Raw genomic sequence first — 21,856 nt, forward strand, 5'->3', positions numbered from 1 at the left:
CGGATTAACGCAGGTCGTCAGCCAGCAGCTTCAAAATACGCTGTGTGACGGGACTGTTCTCAGTTTGGCCTGCAGCGTTTTGGACGGTAACTTCGGTGGCGCTGTCTGTCTTACGAACTGCAATCCGATATTTGACAGGCCCTGTTTCCGCAGCAGAGCTACTGAACATCTTGCTGAAAAACCCTTTTTCATCTTTGGTAGATGTGTCAACATAACGCACAAAATAAACACCTTGGGCGCGGTCGCGATCTTCTACCGTAAACCCAGTCCGATCCAGAGCAACACCAACGCGTCGCCAAGCAACATCAAAAGAGTCCGGGATATTCAACACTGACGCGTTGCCATTGGTGATTAGCGTGGTTTTAGTTGACGCTACTTCGGCGGGTTGCGTACTTGCTTTGGCTTGTTCTGCAGATACTCCGAGTTTGATCATCAGACGGCTTAGAAATTCAGCCTCTAGCTCGGGATCATTCGGCCGAGGTTGCCAAATTGTTGATGTTTTTGATGAATCCTTGTATTCCTCAGACATGCCTCGGTGCGTGACAAAAATGTCGACGCCGCCTGTTGTGTTGCGTTCGATGCGTGTGCGAAATTTATCGCGCTCACCTGAGGAATACAAACCATCAAGTACTTTGCCAAGCGTCCGGCGCAAAAAGTCTTGTGGGATCTTTGCGCGGTTCTCTGACCATTCTGTTTCGAGTAAACCGATTTGTTGTTGTTCGATCACGTACTCAAAGCCGTTTTCTTTCCAAAAATCTTGGACGATGGGCCACACCACATCAGCCGATCGGTTGACGACCAACCAGCGTTGCTTGCCATCGCGTGCGATGCGCACATCGTTGACTTGACTGGCTGCTGTGCTTGCCACTGTTGGTGCCGGACGAATACCCATGCTGCTGGCGGTTATAGACCCACCTGGTACGGCATAACGGGTATCGCGTGTGAGTTGTGTCAAGTCAGGTGGAATATCGAGTGGCACAACTTTTGTGCCACCTTCAGTTTTGTAATTGACCTTGCTGCCGTCCATGATTGATCCGCAACCGCTGACCAATACCAACGCAGCTAACGCAATCGCGGTGCGATTCAAAGCAGAAGAAATTTTCACAGCCAAGGCCTTTGTAACGGTTAGATCAAACCAGCAGCGCGCAACGCGCCTTCCACCACAGGCTCATTCGCCTTGGTGAGTTCGGTCATGGGTAAGCGCAGCGTTGGGCCTGCAAGGCCCATGCGGTGCATCGCCCACTTCACGGGGATGGGGTTGGCTTCCACAAACAGGTGTTTGTGAACAGGCATCAACTTAAATTGAATTTCCATGGCGCGCTTCACGTCACCCGCAATGGCAGCCATGCACAACTCGTGCATCAAGCGTGGGGCCACGTTGGCGGTCACGCTGATGTTGCCTTGGCCGCCGCACAGCATCAATGCCACGGCGGTGGGATCGTCTCCCGAGTAGACGGCAAAGCCTTTGGGCACATCACGAATCAACCACTCGGCGCGTTCGATGTTGCCTGTGGCTTCTTTGATACCCACGATGCCTGGCACTTGGGCCAAACGCAGCACAGTGTCGTGCGCCATATCGGCCACAGAGCGGCCGGGCACGTTGTACAAAATCACGGGCAAGTCCACCGCTTCGGCGATGGCTTTGAAGTGCAAATATTGGCCTTCTTGTGTGGGCTTGTTGTAGTAGGGCACCACTTGCAGTTGGCAATGTGCACCAACCTTTTTGGCAAACTTGGCCAGCTCAATCGCTTCAGCGGTCGAGTTCGCGCCGCAGCCAGCCATGATGGGCACGTGACGTTCGGCGTGTTTGGCAGCTTGTTCGACAGACACGCGGATGATTTCGCAGTGCTCTTCCACGTTGACGGTGGGTGACTCGCCTGTGGTGCCCACAACGCCGATGCAATCGGTGCCTTCGGCGATGTGCCAATCAATGAGTTTGCGCAGGGTGGGGTAGTCGACGCTGCCGTCTGTGTGCATGGGGGTGGTCAAAGCCACGATGCTGCCGGTAATGGGTGTCATGTCCGCGAGTTCGGTCAAGGAAAAACGTTCATTCTAGCGATTGCGAACGCTGTTTTTAGTTCGAAAGTGAGTAACGCACAGGTGTTTGTGTGCCTTGCGTCTCGAGCACGGCTACGATGCGTTGCACAAAACGATCGGGTTCGGCCAAAAAGCCTTCTTCAAACGCCACTACGCGCAGGTCTTGGCACACGGCCAGCAGCTCGGCGGAGTGCAGCAAAAAGTCTGGGCGAGAAGGTTTGCCCACGGTTTCGTTGCCCGCAGAGAAGGTTTCGTAAATCAGAACGCCGTTGGGTGCGAGGCTGGCCAAGATGTTGGTCCACAGCGGACGCCACAGGTAGTTGGTGACGACCACGCCACCAAAAGTGCGGCCTTGCAGGGGCCAAGGCCCGTTTTCGATATCCGCGCACATGGCTTCGCCCAAGGGGCTGACGGCGGCGATGGCATCTGGGTTGCGGTCCACGCCTGTGACGGGGTGGCCAAGAGCTGCAAAGTGGCGCATGTGGCGGCCATGTCCGCAGGCCAAGTCCAGCACATGGCAGCCAGTAGGCAACAGGTGCGACCAACGGGCCACCCAACTCGATGTGGGCTCTTGCCCATGAAGCACAGTGCTCATCTCAGAAACATCCCCAGACTTGGTCGGCCAAGGTCAGCAAGAACTCGGGCCGTAAATACATAGACAAAACCGCCAACAAAATGCCCACGCACACCAAGCCAATCGCAACTTGGCGAATCAAGGTGGGGCTGGTCAGGCGACGCATCATGGTTTGGATTTCAGTGCTTAAGCCGCAACGGTTTTAGGTGAATCGTTGCGCTCAATGGCATTTTCATTGACCGGCATGTTGATGAGCGCCGCAAACACGCCCAGCGCAATCGAGATGTACCAAACGATGTCGTAGCTGCCGGTTTTGTCGTACAAGTAGCCGCCGAGCCACACGCCCATGAAGCTGCCAATTTGGTGGCTGAAGAACACAAAGCCGCCCAGCATCGACAAGTGCGCCACGCCAAAAATCTGCGCCACCACCGCATTGGTGGGCGGCACAGTGGAGAGCCACAGCAGGCCCATCACGCTCGAGAAGATGTACACGCTCATCGGCGTGAGGGGCGCCCACAAGAACAGCACGATGGCCACCGAGCGCGAGAAATAAATGAACGACAAAATTTTGCGCTTGGCCATCCGCTGGCCCAAGCTGCCCGAAATGTAGGTGCCAAACACGTTGAACAAGCCAATCAGTGCCAAGGCAATGCTGGCCACTTCGGGCGACAAGCCATGGTCTTTGAGGTAGCTGGGCATGTGCACGCCGATGAACACCACTTGAAAACCACACACAAAGTAGCCTGCCATCAGCAGCTGAAAACTGCGGTAGTTCATGGCTTCGCGCAGTGCGTGCAGGATGGATTGGTCGCGATGCGGCGTTGCCCCACCTGCAAAGCCGGGCTCACGCAAACCATAGGCGAGGGGAATGATGAGCATGGCCGACAGCGCCAACCACACCAAAGCCTCTTGCCAACCAAAGGTGCTGATCAGGTAGCCCTCAGTGGGCACCATTAAAAACTGGCCAAATGAACCTGCCGCTGCCGCCACGCCCATGGCCCACGAGCGCTTGGCCGCGCTCACGTTGCGCCCAATCACGCCGTAAATCACGGCGTAGGTCGTGCCTGCTTGGGCAATGCCAATCAAGACGCCCGCTGTCGCGGTGAAGAGGGCCGGCGTGTCCGAATACGCCATGCCAATCAAGCCGAGGGAATACATCACCGCGCAGGTCACGATGACACGGAACGCGCCAAAGCGATCAGCCAACATGCCCGAGAAGATGCCTGCCACACCCCAAGTCAGGTTTTGAATGGCAATCGCCATGGCGAAGTTTTCGCGGGTCCAGTCTTGCGCTTGGGTGATGGGTTGCAGCCACAGGCCAAAGCCGTGGCGCACGCCCATAGACAAGGTGACGATGGCTGCCCCGCAGGCCAGCACTTGCCACATGGGCAGTGTTTTGTGTTGGTTGGTCATGGTGCTGACTTTAACCAATGCCGACTCAAGCCGCTGTCACGGAGGTTTTTTGCTTCCTGCCAAGTCCTTGATTTAATTTGCGAAAACTGTCGGTCTGTTGTTTTATACAGTATCCGATTTGAAACTGTCTACAATGCCGCCCCATGGCAACAAAGCAACCCACTACACCGCCCCAGTACTCGGAAGGCTCGATTCGCGTCCTCAAAGGACTCGAACCCGTCAAGCAACGTCCGGGCATGTATACCCGCACCGACAACCCGCTGCACATCATCCAAGAGGTGTTGGACAACGCGGCTGACGAGGCCCTCGCTGGTCACGGCAAAAAGATCAGCGTCACGCTGCACAGCGATGGCTCGGTCAGCATCGACGACGATGGCCGTGGCATTCCGTTTGGCATGCACCCTGAAGAAAAAGCACCCGTCATTGAACTGGTGTTCACTCGCTTGCACGCAGGTGGCAAGTTCGACAAAGGCTCAGGCGGCGCATACAGCTTCTCCGGCGGTTTGCATGGCGTGGGTGTGAGCGTGACCAACGCGCTGGCCAAACGCATGGAAGCTACCTCGCACCGCGAAGGCCAAGTGGCCCGCTTGGTGTTCTCAGGTGGCGACGTGGTGGAAAAACTCACCACCCGCAAACAAGAAGCAGGCGACCGCAAGCAGGGCACATCGGTGCGCGTGTGGCCCGATGCCAAATACTTTGAATCCTCGGCCTTGCCGATGAACGAGCTGGTGCACTTGTTGCGCAGCAAAGCCGTGCTCATGCCCGGCGTGAGCGTGACGCTCATCAACGAAAAAACCAAAGACACGCAAAACTGGCTCTACAAAGGCGGCCTGCGTGACTATTTGATGCAGACCCTGCACGGCGACCCCGTTATTCCTTTGTTTGAAGGCGATGGCTATGCCGATAGCAACCACGACAGCTTTGCCGAAGGTGAGGGCGCAGCATGGGCTGTGGCTTTCACCGAAGACGGCCAGCCCGTGCGTGAGAGCTATGTCAACCTGATCCCCACCAGCGCCGGCGGCACGCACGACAGCGGCTTGCGTGATGGCTTGTTCAACGCGGTGAAAAGCTTTATCGAGTTGCACGCCTTGCTACCCAAGGGCGTCAAGCTCTTGCCCGAAGACGTGTTTGCCCGAGCCAGCTATGTGCTGAGCGCCAAGGTGCTCGACCCTCAGTTCCAAGGCCAAATCAAAGAGCGCCTCAACTCACGCGATGCTGTGCGCTTGGTGTCGAGCTATGTGCGCCCCACCATGGAGCTGTGGCTCAACCAGCACGTTGAGTACGGCAAAAAGCTGGCCGAGTTGGCCATCAAGGCCGCACAAACGCGCCAAAAAGCCGGCCAAAAAGTCGAGAAGCGCAAAGGCTCAGGCGTGGCGGTATTGCCGGGCAAGCTAACCGACTGCGAAAGCAAAGACATTGCGCACAACGAAGTGTTCTTGGTCGAGGGTGACTCTGCGGGCGGTAGCGCCAAGATGGGCCGCGACAAAGAAAGCCAAGCCATCCTGCCGCTGCGCGGCAAGGTGTTGAACACGTGGGAAGTCGAGCGTGACCGCTTGTTTGCCAACAACGAAATTCACGACATTTCTGTAGCGATTGGTGTGGACCCGCACGGGCCCAACGACACGCCCGATTTAAGCGGTCTGCGCTATGGCAAGGTGTGCATCCTGAGTGATGCGGACGTGGACGGCTCACACATTCAAGTGTTGTTGCTCACGTTGTTCTTCCGTCACTTTCCTAAGCTCATCGAAGCGGGCCATGTGTTTGTGGCGCGTCCACCGCTGTTTCGTGTGGACGCACCGGCGCGTGGCAAAAAGCCAGCCACCAAGGTGTATGCCTTGGACGAAGGTGAACTCACCGCCATCCTCGACAAGCTGCGCAAAGACGGCGTGAGTGAGGGCAAATGGAGCATCAGCCGCTTCAAGGGCTTGGGCGAGATGAGTGCCGAACAACTGTGGGACACCACCCTCAACCCCGACACCCGTCGCCTCATGCCCGTGCAATTGGGCTTGCTGGACTTTGCAACCACCGAAGGTTTGATCACACAACTCATGGGTAAAGGCGAAGCCGCCGCACGCCGTGAGTTGATGGAACTGCATGGCGATTCGATTGAGATTGACGTATGACCGATTTGTTAACCCCCGAGCTGCCCACCGCTGATAACGATGGCGACATCGCGCTGGGCCATTACGCCCAACGCGCCTACCTTGAATACGCGCTCAGCGTGGTCAAAGGCCGTGCTTTGCCCGATGTGTGCGACGGCCAAAAGCCGGTGCAGCGGCGCATTCTGTATTCGATGTCCCGCATGGGCCTCGGCTACAGCGGCCCAAACAACAACACAGGTGCCAAGCCGGTCAAATGCGCCCGCGTGGTCGGTGACGTGCTGGGCCGCTACCACCCCCACGGTGACAGCGCAGCGTATGAAGCCCTCGTGCGCATGGCGCAAGACTTTGCGCAACGCTACCCGCTGATTGACGGTCAAGGTAACTTTGGTTCACGCGACGGCGACGGCGCTGCGGCCATGCGATACACCGAAGCCCGCTTGGCCAAAATCACAACGCTTTTGCTGGACGAGATTGACGAAGGCACGGTGGACTTTCAGCCCAACTACGACGGCTCTACCGAAGAACCCAAGCAGTTGCCCGCCCGTTTGCCATTTGCCTTGCTCAACGGTGCCAGCGGTATTGCGGTGGGTATGGCCACTGAAATTCCAAGTCATAACCTGCGCGAAGTGGCCGATGCGTGCGTGGCACTCATCAAGACCCCCAAGATGAGCGACGAAGAGTTGCTACAAATCTTGCCCGCGCCCGATTACCCCGGTGGCGGCCAAATCATCAGCAGCGCATCAGACATTGCCGATGCGTACCGTACAGGCCGTGGTTCACTCAAAGTCCGCGCCCGCTGGGTCATTGAAGACTTGGCCCGTGGCCAATGGCAATTGGTGGTGAATGAACTGCCACCTGGCGTGAGCAGCCAAAAGGTCTTGGAAGAGATTGAAGAGCTCACCAACCCCAAGGTCAAGACAGGCAAGAAGGCGCTGAGCGCCGAGCAAACTCAACTCAAGGCAACCATCTTGGCCGTGTTGGACGTGGTGCGCGATGAGTCAAGCAAAGACGCCCCTGTGCGTTTGGTGTTCGAGCCCAAGACCCGCACGATTGAGCAGCAAGAACTCATCACCACTTTGCTGGCGCACACCAGCCTAGAAACCTCGTCTTCTATCAACCTCACCATGGTGGGTATTGATGGTCGTCCTGTGCCCAAGTCGCTGCGCGAGATGTTGACCGAGTGGATTGAGTTCCGCTCTGCCACCATCCTGCGCCGCTCGCAGCACCGTTTGAACAAAGTGCTGGATCGCATCCATATCTTGGAAGGCCGCCAGTTGGTGTTGCTCAACATCGACGAGGTGATTGCCATCATCCGTCAGAGCGACGAGCCCAAGCAAGCGCTGATGGAGCGCTTCAAACTCAGCGAACGCCAAGCCGAAGACATCTTAGAAATTCGCCTGCGTCAGCTGGCGCGTTTGGAAGCGATCAAGATTGAGCAAGAGCTCAAAGAGTTGCGCGACGAACAAGCCAAGCTCGAAGACATCGTGGGCAACCCATCGGCGCTGCGCCGCTTGATGGTCAAAGAAATTGAAGCCGACGCCAAAACCTTTGCCGATCCACGCCGCACGCTCATTCAAGAAGAGAAAAAAGCAGTGGCCGAAGTCAAGGTGGTGGACGAGCCAGTGACCGTGGTGGTTTCTGAAAAAGGCTGGGTGCGTGCACGCACAGGCCATGGCCACGAAGCCAGCGCCTTCGCCTTCAAGTCGGGCGACGGCTTGTACGGCACGTTTGAGTGCCGCACGGTGGACACCTTCATCGCGTTTGGCTCGAACGGCCGCATCTACTCGGTGCCCGTGTCGGCGTTGCCCGGCGCGCGTGGTGATGGCCAACCTGTGACCACGTTGATTGATTTGGAATCAGGCACTCAGTTGCTGCACTACGTGGCTGGCCCTGCAGGCGCGACGTACTTGCTCAGCAGCTCGGGTGGCTATGGTTTCATGGCCAACATCGAGCACATGATTTCGCGCAACAAAGGCGGTAAAGCCTTCATCACCGTGGGCGAGGGCGAAACCGTCTGCCGCCCATCACCTGCTAGCGGTGGCTCGGGCGCGCAGCCTGTGGCACCCGCCACGCATGTGGCTTGTGCGTCTTCGGGCGGGCGCTTCTTGACCTTTGAGTTGTCTGAACTCAAAGCCATGGAAAAGGGCGGTCGCGGCTTGATGCTGCTCGACCTAGAAGCCAAAGACACCTTGGCCGGTGCGGCTGCGTACACACGCAGCGTGCGCATCGAAGGCATTGGCCGTGGCGGCAAAGTGCGCGAAGAAACGCTAGAAATTCGCAGCTTAAACAACGCCAAAGCGGCACGCGCCAAGAAGGGTAAAGTGGCTGACTTGGGCTTTAAGCCGAATGCGGTGGTGCGGGTTGAATAACGTAACGCACTAGTGACTCAAATAGAAACGGCCCTTGCTTGCAAGGGCCGTTTTAAATTGCTAGGTTGTTTGAGGCAATAAAAAAGCGGCTCAAGGAGCCGCTTTTTTGTGGGGTGCCAAGAATTAAGCTTTGGCTTTTTCTTTGGTGGCTGCCGCTGGGGTAGCGCCGTCTGCAGGTGCTGCCTCTTTCTTGGGAGGGCTGCAGTCAAAGCACACAAACATAGATGAACCCAAGATGCGCTTGAATGAACCGTTGTTGCGGGGCTTGTGTACGCCGCACTTGATGCAGCTCATGGTGTCGCCGGTGCGGCCGAGGCCTTCGAAGGGTGAACCGCCTTTTTTCGATTTGTAGCGCAAACCGTCGTTGGAGATTTCTGTTTTTTCTGGGCGTGACATTCGTTTTAGTTCTCGAGGCAAAGATGCTATTTTCGCAAATTAATCAACCGTTCTGACAAGCGGGCCTCAAAAACCTCAAAATTCACCGCAAAAAGCGCTTTGAAAACTTCAAAACGCTGGGGCCAATGCGTTTTGAGATGGCTTGGCGGTGTTTGGCAAACAGCACATAGGCCGGTTGCAGCACCGGCATGAGCCACTTGCGCGACAAAAGCCACGCCAAAACAGGCAGTTTGGCCAGCCGATAGGCGCTGGCAAACACGGGCACACCCACCAGCACTTGGCCGTCAGCCGTGCGGCCATGAATCTGCGCCATGGCGGCTTCGCACGAGATGTTGTGCCCTGCCGCCTCAAAGCCCGTTTGGGTAACGTCCACAAAGGCCAACTGGCCCTGTGCGTTGCGGCTTTGTAAAAAATCGATCTCGGCCACGCACAGCGGGCACTGGCCGTCGTAGTACAGCGTGAGTTCGGGCGTGGTGGTGGCAGTTGTGGTTTGCATCGGAACGTAGGCTAGCACGCCTACCAAGCGCGGTGCTGCACAAAGGGTAATCGGGCAGAATTCACCGCATGACCCAAGCCTGCTTTGATAACTCCACCACAGCCACCGAACGCGTGGCCAGCGCTTTAGACAATGCAGCCAGCCCTGCCGCGCAGCATGTATTTACACAGCTCTATGCAGATGCTGCACGCGTCACCTCGCAGCACAGCGATGCACAGGCGCAAGCCGGCCGAAGCCTAGGTGCGTTGCACGGCGTGTGCATCACGATCAAAGACAACATCGACGTGGCTGGCGAGACCACCATGGCGGGCGGTGTGGTGTGTGCAGGCGAAGCGCCTGCGCTGCACGACGCACCTGTGCTGCAACGCTTGCGTCATTCAGGCGCGGTGGTGCTGGGCAAAACCAATATGAGCGAGTTTGCGTTCTCGGGCTTGGGTATCAACCCACACCACGGCACGCCTGCAAACCCTGCTGACACAACCCACGCACGTGTGCCCGGAGGCTCGTCGTCGGGCGCTGCAGTGTCGGTGGCTTTGGGGCTGGCCGAGGTGGGTATTGGCACAGACACGGGCGGCTCCATTCGTATCCCCGCCGCGCTGTGTGGCTTGGTGGGCTACAAGAGCACGCAAGCGCGCATTCCATGCACGGGTGTGATGGAGTTGTCTCGCACGCTTGACACCGTAGGCAGCATCACCCGCTCAGTGCGGGCTTGTTTGGCGGTGGATGCGGTGCTGTCGCAACAAGCATTGCCAACCGATGCCACCGACTTGCGCGGCCTGCGTTTTGCCGTGCCGCAAACCTTGATGATGGACGATGTGGATGCCACTGTGGCCCAGGCCTTTGCGCGCACGCTGCGACGCATCAGCGAGGCGGGCGCTCAGGTGGTGGAGATACCTTTCACAGCGCTGGGCGACATTGCCGCGCTCAGCATGCCCGGCGGCTTTTCACCGATCGAAAGTTTCGCCGCACACCATGCACGCCTAGAGCGCGGGGCGAATCAAATTGACCACCGCGTGGTGGCTCGCATGATGCTTGGCAAAGGCATTAGCGCTCAAGACTACCTAGAGCTGCACAACCGCCGCCATGCGTGGATTTCAGCCGCTCAACAAACGCTGCAAGGCTTTGACGCCATGTTGTGCCCCACAGTGCCGATGGTCTCACCACTGATTGAGCCCTTGCTCAAAGACGATGAGGCGTTTTTCAAAGTGAATCGTTTGTTGCTGCGCAACCCCTCGACCATCAACTACATGGATGGTTGTGCCTGGAGCTTGCCGTGCCATGAAGCGGGCGAGCTGCCTGTGGGCTTGATGGTGTCTAGCGTTGCTGGCCAAGACGCGCATTTGGCGCGGGTGGCGTTGGCTTTAGAAAACTTAATCAATTCTTTACATGCTTAGACCACAATGGTGGCATTGAGAGAAAGAGAGCAATCTATGAGTTCTAAATTTCGCACATTGGCTCTAGGCGTGTTACTGGCTGCAACTGCCGGCGCAGCCATGGCGCATGGGCCACATGGTGGCTATCGCGGTGGTTACTACCGTGGCGGTGGGGACTATTTTTGGGGCCCTGCGTTGGTAGGTGGCGCGATTGTGGGTACGTCCATTTATTTGTCGCGACCTGTTCAACCATCGACTGTCATCATCACCAGCCCACCGGCTGTCATCATGAATAACCCACAGCCTACGCAATGGGTAAACGGCCAGCCAGTGCAGCAACCCGTTGAGGCGTATTACTGCCGTGACGCAGGACAATATTTCCCTGTGGTGCAAACCTGCCCCACTCCTTGGATGGTGGTGATGCGATGAACAAAGCCTTTTTGTGCGTCCTCATCGCAGGCTTGCTACCCTACGTGGGCACGATGGCAGCTAAGTGGGGCTTTCGTCGCTTCGATAACAACAACCCCCGTGAATGGTTGGCGCAACAAACAGGTTTTCGTGCACGCGGCAATGCAGCTCAGGCCAATAGCTTTGAAGCTTTTCCTTTCTTTGCTGCAGGCGTGATCATCTCTACCTTGGCTCAGGTGGATGCGGCGCGCATTGATTTGTACGCCATCGTGTTTGTGCTGGCGCGTGTGGGTTTTATCGGTTGCTACTTGGCTGATAAAGCCAGCTTGCGCTCTTTGTTCTGGCTAGTGGGGTTGTTGAGCGTGGTCGGTTTGTTTGCTGCGGCCTTGGGCTGTTAAAAACCTGTCATCCGTTTGCGAGTGCCGCACGTTGTAGAGCTACCTTTTCACAAAGTGAGTTTTCTATGAAACGCGTATCCATCCTGTTAGCTTGTTTGTTGTCTGCCGTGTTGGCTGTGCCAGCACAAGCCCATGGCTTTGGCCATAGCGGTGGTGGATATGGTGGTTATGGCGGCCATCACGGTGGCTACGGGTACCGTGGCGGCTGGGGTCACAACTGGGTTGCTCCTGCGTTAGGCGCAGCCATTGTGGGCGGTGCTATTTACGCTGCCAGCACTCCCAGCTACGCCATGCCTCAAACCGTGGTTGTGCAACAGCAATATGCGCCGCCTAGCCGCGTGGCGTATTTCTGCCCAACTTCACAGCAGTTTTACCCCAACGTGCCGACCTGCCAAGTGCCTTGGCAACCGACCAACTACTAAAACAAAAAAGCCGGGTTAGCCCGGCTTTTTGTTGTGCGTCGGCACTTGATTGAAGTGCCTCGGTCACTGCTTAGAGCGTGACCACTTCTTTGTGACCCAAGCGGTTGGAGTAGCGCACTTTGCCGCCCGTAGTTTCTAGTTCCACGCGCGCGCTGCGGCCTGCATACACATGGTGTTTGAGCCATTCCAGCTCTTGCTTGGTTTCGGCTTCGCCAGCTACTACACGGCTCCAGCAACGCAGCTCGGCCGACCAGCGGTAGTTGCGTGCCTTGAGCTTGTCTTTGGTTTCAAACGGTGAGTTGATGGCATACACCTTTTGCTGGGGCTTGTTCAAAGTCAGCAGCACCGCGAGCAGGGCGGTTTGTTGGCTTTGCGGCAGTACTTGGTTGAGCAGTTCTAGCAAGGCCCAGCAATCGGCTTCGGCGCGATGGGCTTCGTAAAAGTAACCTTGGGTGCTGAGCAAATATTCGAGCTTGGCAGAGCCAAAGCCTTCTTCGCGCCAGTCGATGTCTTTGATGCTGCACGCCCAGTTGAGTTGTTCAAACAGTGGCCAGCGGGCTTCGACGAAGGGGCGGTCAAATTGGGCGTTATGAGCAATGACCACATCCACATTTTTCAAAAACTCAGCCACACGTGCATCGTCAATGCGGTGACCTTTCACCATCTCGTCGGTGATGTGGTGCACCGCGATGGTGGCATGGGGAATCGCAAAGCCAGGGTCTTCCAGCTCGTCCAGCACATCCACCACGCGGTAAACCACGCCTGTGACAGGGTCGAATTCAAACGCCAGCATACCCAGCTCAATCACGCGGTCTTGGGCCACGTCAAAGCCGGTGGTCTCGGTGTCGAGCACCACGCCTTTGCTGAGCTTTTGGCCGGGGGCGGGGGTGTTGAACACACGGCCAGGCACGAGGCGGCGAAGCACGCGGTAGTCTGGGTGTTGTTCGAGTTGTTGGGCGAGTTGTTCGATGTCTTGAGTCATAAGGCTAATGTTAAGCGTGGTCGGCCTGTGTCGCGTTTCGTTTGGCAATCGCGTTGGATAAAAATAAACCCAAGCCCCAGACGATGACGGCATCTACGCCCAAGATGTACTGAGAGTTGAAGTGGCTGAATAGTTCGGCTAAGACCAAGACCCCCAGTGACTGTCCTAAAAATAAAGAGCCTGCGAAAAGTGTGACGCCCGTTCCACGCGCTGTAGGCACCATTTGTGTGGCTTTGGCCTGCATGGTGTTATGAAACATGGCAAAGCTAAAACCCGCTGCAAAGCACGCGGGTAATGCCAATTGCCACCAAGGTGTAAAGGCAATGACCAAGAATGACATAGCAAATAGATTGCCGCCATAGCGCGCCAATCCAACTTCACCAAAACGACGGATGGTGATTTTGGCTGTGCCCATGTAGGCCATACCCCCCAGCCCAAATAAGGCGGTGGTCCCCCCCGCTAAGGTGAGTGATATGTGGTGCACTTGGTGCAGATGGGCTGCCGTGATGGCCAAGACCCCAAACACTGTGGCGCCTTCAATGACGGCCAGACCCAGAAATGTTCGCGCCCAAGGATTCTGTGCGACTTTCTGGAGCTGTTTGAAGAAACCGACAGGGGCATGGTCATGCTGCGCCATGGGGTCCAAGCGCGGGAGCTGCCGCCAAAGTAAAAAACTGACAACCGCAAACGTGGTGGTCATCAATACAAAAGCCCAACGCCAGCCGAGTGTGTCGGTCAATAAACCTCCAAACAGTTGCCCGCCTGTGATGCCCAGCATGGTTCCTAAGCCTACGCGCGCTAAGGTTTCTTGGCGGTACTCATACTGAACCACATCGCCAACCCATGCAAGCGAGAGCGGAATGATGGCGGCTGCAGCTAACGCCGTGCCAATACGCGCCGCCACTAACAAATTCAAGTTGGGCGTGAGTGCGCAGACCAAGCTGCCCACACTGCAACCCATCGTCGCCAGCATGACCACGCGGTATTTGCCAAACCGATCACCCACGGGACCATAGAAAAGCTGCATCAGTCCATAGGCAATCGCAAAAAAGGAGATGACTTGTGACACCTCACCAATAGGTGCACTAAACACACGGGACAATTCAGGCAGCATCGGATCGCAAATGCGTTGCAAGGCCATACTGGAAAATGTGGCCAGTGACAACAAAAAAATCGCCCGACGGGTGCTGGACGATAGCGCATGAGAGGTGTGAGTTTTATTTTTCAAAGCAAGTTCACTTTATCTGCTGCTGAGCTGCATGACTGTCACCTTTAAGTCAAACTCGAGAAATTGTTGGTTTGCGGTTTAGTATTGCCGCTATGAAGTTTTTGAAGTGTGTGTTTATTTGTTTGTGGGTATTGGCCAGTCCCTTGGTCTGGGCTGATCCAAGCATGGAGGGTAAATCAGTAGAAGTATTGGGTGTGTACTTCACGCCGCCAGCCAATGCGGCTGCAGCGATTGTCAAAGCCATTGATGCCAGCGAGCGCGAAGTATTGGTCCAAGCGTACGGATTTACACACAATGCCATCGCCCAAGCCTTGGTGCGAGCTCATCAACGCGGCGTGCGTGTACGTGTGTTGCTGGACCAAAAGAGCGACACATCCAACCGCTACGTCATTGGTGTGCTCAGTGATGCACAGATTGAATTGCGCGAAGATGGCAAACATGCCATTGCACACAACAAGGTGATGGTGATTGACCAGTCCATCGTCATCACGGGCAGCTTCAACTTCACCAACTCTGCAGCCACTCGCAATGCTGAGAATTTTTTGGTGTTGAGGTCTGCTGATTTGGCTGATCAGTACAGGGCTCAGTGGCAAAGCCACTGGGCGCATGGGGTGGAATAGGCTGGTGAAAGCTCAGATTTAGTCTGTCAGCTCTAAAAGTGCACCATTTGCGAGCAAAGCTCTTGTCAATGTGCAACTTGTCCCTAAAATACTTTCCATGCTGCACTGCAACATAAATTCAGCCAAGGGCAGGATTCAGAGCAGTTTGGACCATCCTTTTTAATTTTGGAGATTTGAAATGACTTTGACACCTGAACAAGTAATCGCTGCTAACAAAGCTAATTTGGAAACTTTGGTTGGTTTGACCAACAAAGCTTTCTCTGGCGTTGAGCAATTGATCGAGTTGAACTTGGCTGCTGCTAAAACAACTTTGGCTGACTCACAAAAACAAACCAATGCCGCTTTGAGCGTGAAAGACGCACAAGAGTTGTTGGCTTTGCAAGCTAGCCTGTTCCAACCTTTGGCTGAAAAAGCTGTGGCCTACAACCGCCACTTGGTTGAAATCACAACAGGCACAGGTTCACATTTCACTGGCCATGTTGAGTCACAAGTGGCTGAAGCACAAAAAGCTTTCCACGCCATGGTGGACAACGCTGCTAAAAACGCACCTGCTGGCTCTGAAGCTGCTGTGGCCGCATTCAAAACAGCCGTGGCTGCTGGTAACAACGCGTTGGAATCTGTGCAAAAAGCTGTCAAACAAGCCACAGACGTTGCTGAAAGCAACTACAAAAACATGACAGAAACAGCTTTGAAAACAGCTAAACCAGCTGCTAAGAAGCGTTAATTCTTTAGGTTCTCCAAGACCTTTGAGACGGCTCCTTCGGGAGCCGTTTTTCATGGGCTGTTAGGGGCGTGTGTTCAGGTTGTAATATTCACGAAGAACAACTGGGGTGCAAGTTTGGACAAAGTAGATGGCGTAGTGATTGGTGCAGGCGTGGTCGGCTTAGCGGTGGCAAGGGCGCTCATACACGCAGCACCACCAACATCACGTGAATGGTTGGTTCTTGAAGCTGCTTCTGCGATCGGCACCGGGACTAGCTCACGCAACAGCGAGGTGATTCACGCGGGCATCTATTACCCGCAAGGATCACTCAAGGCTCAGCTCTGTGTCCAAGGTCGCAATATGCTTTATGACTATGCCGCGCAACGTGGTGTTTCTCACCAGCGCTGCGGCAAGTTGATCGTGGCTACGCACGCAGATCAATTGCCAGCACTTGCAGATATTTTGAAAAAGGCCCATGCGAATGGCGTGACAGACGTGGTCAAGCTCAGTGCTGAGCAGGCCAAGGCGATGGAGCCAGCTTTGCATTGCGTGGGTGCTTTGCATTCGCCAAGTACCGGCATTGTGGACAGTCACGGTTTGATGCTCAGCCTTCAGGGTGATTTTGAAAATGCAGGCGGCATTGTGGCTTTGAATTCAGCTGTGGCATCCGCAGTTTGCCGAGATGATGGCATTGCGCTGCAAATGGCTGATGGTTCAGATTTGTTAGCGCAAACGGTGATCAATGCCGCCGGATTAACTGCGCCTTGGCTTGCGATGAAGTTTGAAGGCTTGCTGTCGCAGCATGTGCCACAGCCTTTTTTTGCCAAAGGCAATTACTTCACGATGTCTGGCAAGTCACCTTTCTCGCATTTGATTTACCCCGTCCCAGAGGTCGCAGGATTGGGAGTCCATTTGACGCTTGATTTGGGTGGTCAAGCCAAGTTTGGTCCAGACGTCCAGTGGGTGGATAGCCCAGATGACTTGATCGTCTCGGCTGAACATGAACAAAATTTTTACGATGAAGTTCGCAAGTATTGGCCTGCGTTGACAGACGGCATGTTGCAACCGGGCTATGCAGGTATACGACCCAAGATTTCTGGGCCTCGCGATGCAGCAGCTGACTTTTGCATCCAAGGCCCAACCGTGCATGGCGTGAAAGGTTTGGTGAACCTGTTTGGCATTGAGTCACCAGGGTTGACCAGTTCACTTGCCATTGCTGAGGCTGTGGTGCGGGCCTTACAGTAAAGCTGTATAAATGAGAAAGCGCTTTTTTCTTGGTGTTTGCGTCATGCCGTTGTTGGTGGCTTGCTCTGGCTTGTCACGCAAGCACGCATCCACGGCATCAACTTCGCAAGGCTATCCTAACAATCCTGCCAAGCGCCAAGACATCGTCATGCAGGCCATTGCCATGCTCGACCGCGGCTACACCTATGGCGGTAAGAAGTTACACACAGGGTTTGATTGTTCGGGGCTGGTGACATTCGTCTACAAAGAGTCAGCGGGTATTGCGCTCAAGGGCAGCGCGGCACAAATGGCTGAGGCCACTCGCTCGATTGATGCTTCCCAAGCGCACCCCGGCGACTTGGTTTTTTTCAACACTTTGGGGCCGTCGTTTTCTCATGTGGGTATCTACATCGGAGACGGCAAATTTGTGCACGCCGCCAACGAGCGAACAGGTGTGAAAACCGAGCGCATGAGCAATGGCTATTGGTCAAAGCGCTTTGAGGGTTATCGCACCGTTTTTTCCTGATGTTTAGGCGTGGTCGCGAATGGCCAACGCGGCCTCTTTCACAAGCGCAGGACCTTTGTAAATCAGACCGGTGTAAATCTGCACCACATCCGCACCCGCTTTGATTTTGGCCACGGCATCGTCGCCGCTCAAAATGCCGCCCACGCCGATGATGGGGAAGTTGGGGCCCATCGCAGCTCGCAACTGGCGAATCACTTCATTGCTTTTCTCAAACACCGGTGCGCCTGAGAGGCCGCCGGTTTCTTCGGCATGCGCCATGCCTTGCACGGCGTCGCGGGCGATGGTGGTGTTGGTGGCAATCACGCCCCAAGATGGCGTGCCTTCATGCACACAGTGGCGCTTTAGGGTGGCCGCAATCACCGCGATTTGGTCGCTGTCCAAATCGGGAGCAATCTTGATGAACACCGGCACTTGCTTGTTGTGTTGCTGAGCCAACTCTGCGCGGCGTTTGGCGAGTGTGCCGATGAGTGCATCCAGCGCTTCGTCGCTTTGCAGCTCACGCAGGTTTTTGGTGTTGGGGCTAGAGATGTTCACCGTCACGTAGTCAGCATGTGGGTAGACGCCGTCAAGGCAAATCAGGTAGTCGTCGGCAGCGTTCTCAATCGGGGTAGCGGCGTTCTTGCCGATGTTCAGGCCCAGCAACATGGGCGTGCCAGATTTGCTGCGGAACTTCGCCAGCTTCACGTTGGCCAAGAAGGCGTCCAAGCCTTCGTTGTTAAAACCAAGGCGGTTGATCAGCGCATTGGCTTCGGGCAAACGGAACATGCGCGGCTTTGGGTTGCCAGGCTGGCCCTTGGGCGTGACCGTGCCCACTTCCACAAAGCCAAAACCCATCGCGGCCAAGCCATCGATGCAATGCGCGTTTTTGTCCAAACCAGCGGCCAAGCCCACACGGTTGGGGAAGCTCAAGCCAGCCAGTTGCAGCGGGTCTTGCACGCGCTCTTGGCAATAGGCCCAAGCCAGCGGCGTGTTTTGTGTGCGGGCCAGCATGGCCAGCGTGTGCTCATGGGCGGTTTCGGCATCCATGGCAAACAGAAATGGACGGACGAGGGAATAAGGCAACAACGACATGGATAATCTCAAGCTTTGGTCAATACAACTCGGATTTTCGCCCATGAGCACCCCACAAAACGCAGCCCCCCTGACACAAGATGAATTAAAGACGTTGGTCGGCCAAGCCGCCCTGCAATACGTGTTACCCGGCGAAGTGGTGGGCGTGGGCACAGGCTCCACGGTGAACAAGTTCATCGACGCCTTGGCCACCATGAAAGACCAAATCAAAGGCGCGGTGTCTAGCTCGGTGGCCTCCACCGAACGCTTGCAAGCTTTGGGCATCCAAGTGTTTGAAGCGGCAGAGGTCGAAAGCCTGTCGGTCTACATCGACGGTGCAGACGAAATCGACCATCAAGGCCACATGGTCAAGGGCGGCGGCGCTGCGTTGACACGCGAAAAAATTGTGGCCGCGCAATCCAAAATGTTTGTGTGCATTGCCGATGAAAGCAAACTGGTCGATGCATTGGGCGCATTCCCCTTACCGGTGGAAGTGATCCCCATGGCCACCGCTCGCGTGATGCGCCAGTTCGTCGCGATGGGCGGCAGCGCCAAAGTGCGTTTGAAAGACGGTCAACCCTTGGTGACTGACAACGGCCAGCACATCGTGGACGTGACGGGTTTGAAAATCAGCGACCCGCTGAAGTTTGAGTCAGACGTGAACCAATGGCCGGGCGTGGTGACCGTGGGTGTGTTTGCGCATCAAAAAGCGCAGGTGTGTTTGCTGGGCACGTCCACCGGCGTGAAGACGCTGAAGTTTTGAAAAGCCTAGGCACTTCTTATCGGGCTTTGGTGCTGGGTGCATCGGGTGCGCTGGGGAGTGCTTTTGTTGAGGCATTGCAGGCTGATTCAGCTTGCTCGCAAGTGGTCGGCTTGTCGCGCAATTCGCAGCCTGCATTTCGTTTAGAAGACGAAGCCAGCATGGCAGCTGCGGCTGCTGAGCTGGCTGCCCAATCTCAAGGCCCGTTTCACCTCATCATCGACGCCACAGGCGCGCTCACGATCGACGGGCAGGGGCCAGAAAAACACATGGGCGCACTCAACGCCACGCAACTGGCCCGTGCCTTTGAAGTCAACACCATTGGCCCCGCGTTGCTGCTCAAACACTTTGTGCCTTTGCTCGCCACCGAGCAGCGCAGCATTTACGCCAAGCTGTCAGCGCGCGTGGGCAGCATCAGCGACAACGGCAAAGGCGGTTGGTATGGCTACCGTGCAGCCAAGGCCGCATTGAACATGGTGTTGCAAACCGCAGCGATTGAAGCCGCCCGTAAACGCCCACAACTCGTGGTGGCTGCCATGCAGCCCGGCACCGTGGCATCCAATTTGTCAGCGCCGTTTGTGCCTGCGCAAGATTGCCTCACACCCGCGCAATCGGTGGCGGGTTTACTCTGTGCTTTGGATAATTTGCCAGCGAAAGCCGCAGCGCACTTTGTGGATTACAAAGGCGCAGCGATTCCTTGGTGATGCTCAATGTGCGGCGCTCATCCCTTGATGGCGCAGCAGTGCATCGAGTTGAGGCTCACGCCCACGGAAGGCTTTGAACGATTCCATCGCTGGGCGGCTGCCGCCTACTTCTAGGATGGTTTCGCGGTAGCGGCGTCCTGTGTCAATGCTAGGTTCGCCATCTGCGCCTGCGGTTTCTTCAAACGCGGCGTAAGCATCGGCGCTCAGCACCTCGGCCCACTTGTAGCTGTAGTAGCCGGCTGCGTACCCGCCTGCAAAGATGTGGCTGAAGGTGTGCAGCGTGCGACCCCATGCAGGGCTTTGCAACACGGCCACTTCAGCGCGCACGTCGCGCAGCACTTGCATGAAGTCTTGCGCTTTTTCGCCGTCGGAATGCAGCAGCATGTCCACGAGTGAGAACTCGATTTGACGCAGCGTTTGCAACCCGCTTTGGAAGTTTTTGGCGGCCAGCATCTTGTCGAACAAGGCGCGTGGCAAAGGCTCGCCTGTATCCACGTGCGCGGTCATGTGGCGCAGCACGCTCCACTCCCAGCAGAAGTTTTCCATGAATTGGCTGGGCAGTTCGACCGCATCCCACTCGACGCCGCTGATGCCAGACACATCGCGCTCGTTCACTTGCGTGAGCATGTGGTGCAAGCCGTGGCCGCATTCGTGGAAGAGGGTGATCACGTCGTCGTGCGTGAGCAGCGGTGGTTTGCCACCCACGGCTTCGGAGAAGTTGCACACGAGGTGCGCCACGGGTGTTTGCAACGCACCTGTGTCGGGGCGCAACCAGCGTGCGCGCACATCGTCCATCCACGCGCCGCCGCGTTTGCCTGCGCGTGCGCCTGGGTCGAGGTAGAACTGGCCCACCAGTTGTCCCGCGCGTTCAATGCGATAGAACTCCACCGCGGGGTGCCACACCGGCGCATCGTCGCGGCGAATGCTCACCTCAAACAAGGTCTCCACAATTTTGAACAAACCTGCCAACACCTTAGGCGCAGTGAAGTACGGTTTGACTTCTTGCTCGCTGAACGCGTAACGCGCTTCTTTGAGCTTCTCGCCGATGTACGGCCAGTCCCACGGTTGTGGGTCTTGCAGGTTCAAGTGTTCGGCAGCGAAGGCGCGCATCTCGGCCACGTCTTGTTCGGCATAGGGACGGGCACGTTTGGCGAGGTCACGCAAGAAAGCCATCACCTCGGCGGGCGACTGTGCCATCTTGGCAGCCAACGACACCTCGGCGTAGTTGGCATAGCCCAAGAGCTGAGATTCTTCTTGGCGCAGGGCCAAGATTTCTTTCACCCACGGTGTGTTGTCTTGTTCGGCTTTACCTGCCTGCACCGCTTCCGACTGGTCAGAGGCGCGCGTGGCGTAAGCGCGGTACAGCTTTTCACGCAGGGCTGAGCTGTGGGCAAACTGCATGATGGGCAGGTAGCACGGCATTTTTAAATTCAGCTTGTGGCCTGCTACGCCATCCTTTTCAGCAGCTGCGCGTGTGGTTTGCAACACGTCGTCTGGCACACCGGCTAACTCTTCGGCGGTGACGATGGCTGACCATTGGTCAGTCGCGTCCAACACGTTCTCGCTGAACTTTTGGCTCACCTCGGCTTGGCGCTCTTGAATGGCGGCAAAGCGTTCTTTGGCAGCACCCACCAGCTCAGCACCCGACAACACAAAGTTGCGCATGGCCAAGGTGTGGGCGTGTTTTTGTTCGGCATTCAAGCTGGCCACATCAATGGCTTTGTACTTGGCATACAAGCGCTCGTCTGCACCGAGGCGCGTGTAAAACTCAGTCACGCGTGGCAGCGCTTCCGTATACGCGGCGCGCAACTCAGGCGTGTCGGCCACAGAGTGCAAGTGGCTCACAGCACCCCAAGCGCGGCTGAGTTTTTCGGTCGCGACATCCAGAACCGAAGCAATCGCTTTCCAGTCGGCGGGGAAGTCTGCAGCTGTGACTTTTTCTAATGCCGCATCGGCCGCAGGCAAAAGTTGGTCAAGTGCAGGCGCGATATGCGATGGTTGAATGACGTCGAACAACGGGTGATTCGAGAAATCGAGAAGCGGATTGATAGCGTGTGTCATATGAAAACTT

Annotated in this window: 23 protein-coding genes; 12 read left to right on the forward strand and 11 right to left on the reverse strand. The window is 56.2% G+C overall.

Annotation, left to right across the window (positions count from 1 at the left end):
- Nucleotides 1-4: 4 nt before the first annotated feature.
- Genes bamC through B9Z35_RS04895 form a run of 5 tightly spaced genes read right to left on the reverse strand, consistent with a single transcriptional unit; the run spans nucleotide 5 to nucleotide 4,024 of the window.
- On the reverse strand, nucleotides 5-1,105 hold the full coding sequence (bamC, locus tag B9Z35_RS04880; RefSeq protein ID WP_370444109.1) for an outer membrane protein assembly factor BamC: 1,101 nt from the start codon (nucleotides 1,103-1,105) through the stop codon (nucleotides 5-7).
- Nucleotides 1,106-1,125: 20 nt separating this feature from the next.
- Entirely contained in the window at nucleotides 1,126-2,019 is an 894-nt protein-coding gene (gene dapA, locus B9Z35_RS04885) for a 4-hydroxy-tetrahydrodipicolinate synthase (protein WP_108282495.1), read from the reverse strand.
- Nucleotides 2,020-2,074: 55 nt separating this feature from the next.
- Nucleotides 2,075-2,632 carry a bifunctional 2-polyprenyl-6-hydroxyphenol methylase/3-demethylubiquinol 3-O-methyltransferase UbiG gene (locus tag B9Z35_RS04890; RefSeq protein ID WP_108282496.1) on the reverse strand — a complete coding sequence of 186 codons (558 nt, stop codon included), beginning with the start codon at nucleotides 2,630-2,632 and terminating at the stop codon, nucleotides 2,075-2,077.
- Between the two features lies 1 nt (nucleotide 2,633).
- Nucleotides 2,634-2,780 (reverse strand): hypothetical protein, encoded by a 147-nt coding sequence (locus tag B9Z35_RS12950; RefSeq protein ID WP_158268115.1) that lies wholly within the window; start codon nucleotides 2,778-2,780, stop codon nucleotides 2,634-2,636.
- A 17-nt stretch (nucleotides 2,781-2,797) separates the two neighbouring features.
- Complete coding sequence (locus tag B9Z35_RS04895; RefSeq protein ID WP_199219766.1) at nucleotides 2,798-4,024, reverse strand: MFS transporter; 1,227 nt, start codon at nucleotides 4,022-4,024, stop codon at nucleotides 2,798-2,800.
- A gap of 143 nt (nucleotides 4,025-4,167) precedes the next feature.
- Here B9Z35_RS04895 and B9Z35_RS04900 point away from each other — a divergent pair, with 143 nt between their 5' ends.
- Nucleotides 4,168-6,147: a DNA topoisomerase IV subunit B gene (locus tag B9Z35_RS04900; protein ID WP_108282497.1), complete on the forward strand. Its 1,980-nt coding sequence runs from the start codon at nucleotides 4,168-4,170 to the stop codon at nucleotides 6,145-6,147.
- The gene (gene parC / locus B9Z35_RS04905) at nucleotides 6,144-8,495 is read left to right on the forward strand and encodes a DNA topoisomerase IV subunit A (protein WP_108282498.1); all 2,352 of its coding nucleotides are present in this window, start codon (nucleotides 6,144-6,146) and stop codon (nucleotides 8,493-8,495) included. The genes B9Z35_RS04900 and parC overlap by 4 nt, the downstream gene beginning before the upstream one ends.
- Before the next feature lie 123 nt (nucleotides 8,496-8,618).
- On the opposite strand, the gene B9Z35_RS04910 is transcribed toward parC, so the two are convergent.
- Complete coding sequence (locus tag B9Z35_RS04910) at nucleotides 8,619-8,891, reverse strand: hypothetical protein (RefSeq protein ID WP_199219767.1); 273 nt, start codon at nucleotides 8,889-8,891, stop codon at nucleotides 8,619-8,621.
- An 82-nt stretch (nucleotides 8,892-8,973) separates the two neighbouring features.
- Nucleotides 8,974-9,387, reverse strand: a complete 414-nt coding sequence (locus B9Z35_RS04915) for a thiol-disulfide oxidoreductase DCC family protein (protein ID WP_108282499.1) — start codon at nucleotides 9,385-9,387, stop codon at nucleotides 8,974-8,976.
- A gap of 68 nt (nucleotides 9,388-9,455) precedes the next feature.
- On the opposite strand from B9Z35_RS04915, the gene B9Z35_RS04920 reads away from it, so the two are divergent.
- The 4 genes from B9Z35_RS04920 (at nucleotide 9,456) to B9Z35_RS04935 (ending at nucleotide 11,988) form a co-directional block, all read left to right on the forward strand.
- Nucleotides 9,456-10,781, forward strand: a complete 1,326-nt coding sequence (locus B9Z35_RS04920) for an amidase (protein ID WP_108282500.1) — start codon at nucleotides 9,456-9,458, stop codon at nucleotides 10,779-10,781.
- Nucleotides 10,782-10,817: 36 nt separating this feature from the next.
- A complete protein-coding gene (locus B9Z35_RS04925; RefSeq protein WP_108282501.1) occupies nucleotides 10,818-11,189 on the forward strand; it encodes a hypothetical protein in 372 nt (123 codons plus the stop codon).
- A complete protein-coding gene (locus B9Z35_RS04930) occupies nucleotides 11,186-11,566 on the forward strand; it encodes an MAPEG family protein (protein ID WP_108282502.1) in 381 nt (126 codons plus the stop codon). Before B9Z35_RS04925 ends, B9Z35_RS04930 begins: the two co-directional genes overlap by 4 nt.
- A 65-nt stretch (nucleotides 11,567-11,631) precedes the next feature.
- Nucleotides 11,632-11,988 (forward strand): hypothetical protein, encoded by a 357-nt coding sequence (locus tag B9Z35_RS04935; protein ID WP_108282503.1) that lies wholly within the window; start codon nucleotides 11,632-11,634, stop codon nucleotides 11,986-11,988.
- A 70-nt stretch (nucleotides 11,989-12,058) separates the two neighbouring features.
- Here B9Z35_RS04935 and B9Z35_RS04940 read toward each other — a convergent pair whose 3' ends face one another.
- Nucleotides 12,059-12,970 (reverse strand): 3'-5' exonuclease, encoded by a 912-nt coding sequence (locus B9Z35_RS04940; RefSeq protein WP_108282504.1) that lies wholly within the window; start codon nucleotides 12,968-12,970, stop codon nucleotides 12,059-12,061.
- A gap of 10 nt (nucleotides 12,971-12,980) precedes the next feature.
- The gene (locus B9Z35_RS04945) at nucleotides 12,981-14,198 is read right to left on the reverse strand and encodes an MFS transporter (RefSeq protein ID WP_370444110.1); all 1,218 of its coding nucleotides are present in this window, start codon (nucleotides 14,196-14,198) and stop codon (nucleotides 12,981-12,983) included.
- Nucleotides 14,199-14,290: 92 nt separating this feature from the next.
- Between B9Z35_RS04945 and B9Z35_RS04950 the strand changes: the two genes are divergently transcribed.
- From B9Z35_RS04950 to B9Z35_RS04965, 4 genes are all read left to right on the forward strand, one after another.
- On the forward strand, nucleotides 14,291-14,818 hold the full coding sequence (locus B9Z35_RS04950) for a phospholipase D family protein (protein ID WP_108282506.1): 528 nt from the start codon (nucleotides 14,291-14,293) through the stop codon (nucleotides 14,816-14,818).
- Between the two features lie 178 nt (nucleotides 14,819-14,996).
- Nucleotides 14,997-15,542, forward strand: a complete 546-nt coding sequence (phaP, locus tag B9Z35_RS04955; RefSeq protein WP_108282507.1) for a TIGR01841 family phasin — start codon at nucleotides 14,997-14,999, stop codon at nucleotides 15,540-15,542.
- 114 nt (nucleotides 15,543-15,656) lie between these two features.
- Nucleotides 15,657-16,766 (forward strand): NAD(P)/FAD-dependent oxidoreductase, encoded by a 1,110-nt coding sequence (locus B9Z35_RS04960; protein ID WP_108282508.1) that lies wholly within the window; start codon nucleotides 15,657-15,659, stop codon nucleotides 16,764-16,766.
- 10 nt (nucleotides 16,767-16,776) lie between these two features.
- Nucleotides 16,777-17,271: a C40 family peptidase gene (locus tag B9Z35_RS04965; protein ID WP_108282509.1), complete on the forward strand. Its 495-nt coding sequence runs from the start codon at nucleotides 16,777-16,779 to the stop codon at nucleotides 17,269-17,271.
- 3 nt (nucleotides 17,272-17,274) lie between these two features.
- Here B9Z35_RS04965 and B9Z35_RS04970 read toward each other — a convergent pair whose 3' ends face one another.
- Nucleotides 17,275-18,342 carry a quinone-dependent dihydroorotate dehydrogenase gene (locus B9Z35_RS04970; RefSeq protein WP_108282510.1) on the reverse strand — a complete coding sequence of 356 codons (1,068 nt, stop codon included), beginning with the start codon at nucleotides 18,340-18,342 and terminating at the stop codon, nucleotides 17,275-17,277.
- A 43-nt stretch (nucleotides 18,343-18,385) separates the two neighbouring features.
- Between B9Z35_RS04970 and rpiA the strand changes: the two genes are divergently transcribed.
- The gene (gene rpiA / locus B9Z35_RS04975; protein ID WP_108282511.1) at nucleotides 18,386-19,084 is read left to right on the forward strand and encodes a ribose-5-phosphate isomerase RpiA; all 699 of its coding nucleotides are present in this window, start codon (nucleotides 18,386-18,388) and stop codon (nucleotides 19,082-19,084) included.
- The gene (locus B9Z35_RS04980; protein WP_233246468.1) at nucleotides 19,081-19,785 is read left to right on the forward strand and encodes an SDR family NAD(P)-dependent oxidoreductase; all 705 of its coding nucleotides are present in this window, start codon (nucleotides 19,081-19,083) and stop codon (nucleotides 19,783-19,785) included. Before rpiA ends, B9Z35_RS04980 begins: the two co-directional genes overlap by 4 nt.
- Before the next feature lie 3 nt (nucleotides 19,786-19,788).
- Here the strand turns inward: B9Z35_RS04980 and B9Z35_RS04985 are convergent, their stop codons facing one another.
- Complete coding sequence (locus B9Z35_RS04985) at nucleotides 19,789-21,846, reverse strand: M3 family metallopeptidase (RefSeq protein WP_108282513.1); 2,058 nt, start codon at nucleotides 21,844-21,846, stop codon at nucleotides 19,789-19,791.
- Nucleotides 21,847-21,856 lie beyond the last annotated feature (10 nt).

Source organism: Limnohabitans sp. Jir61, assembly GCF_003063545.1.
Lineage (GTDB): Bacteria > Pseudomonadota > Gammaproteobacteria > Burkholderiales > Burkholderiaceae_C > Limnohabitans.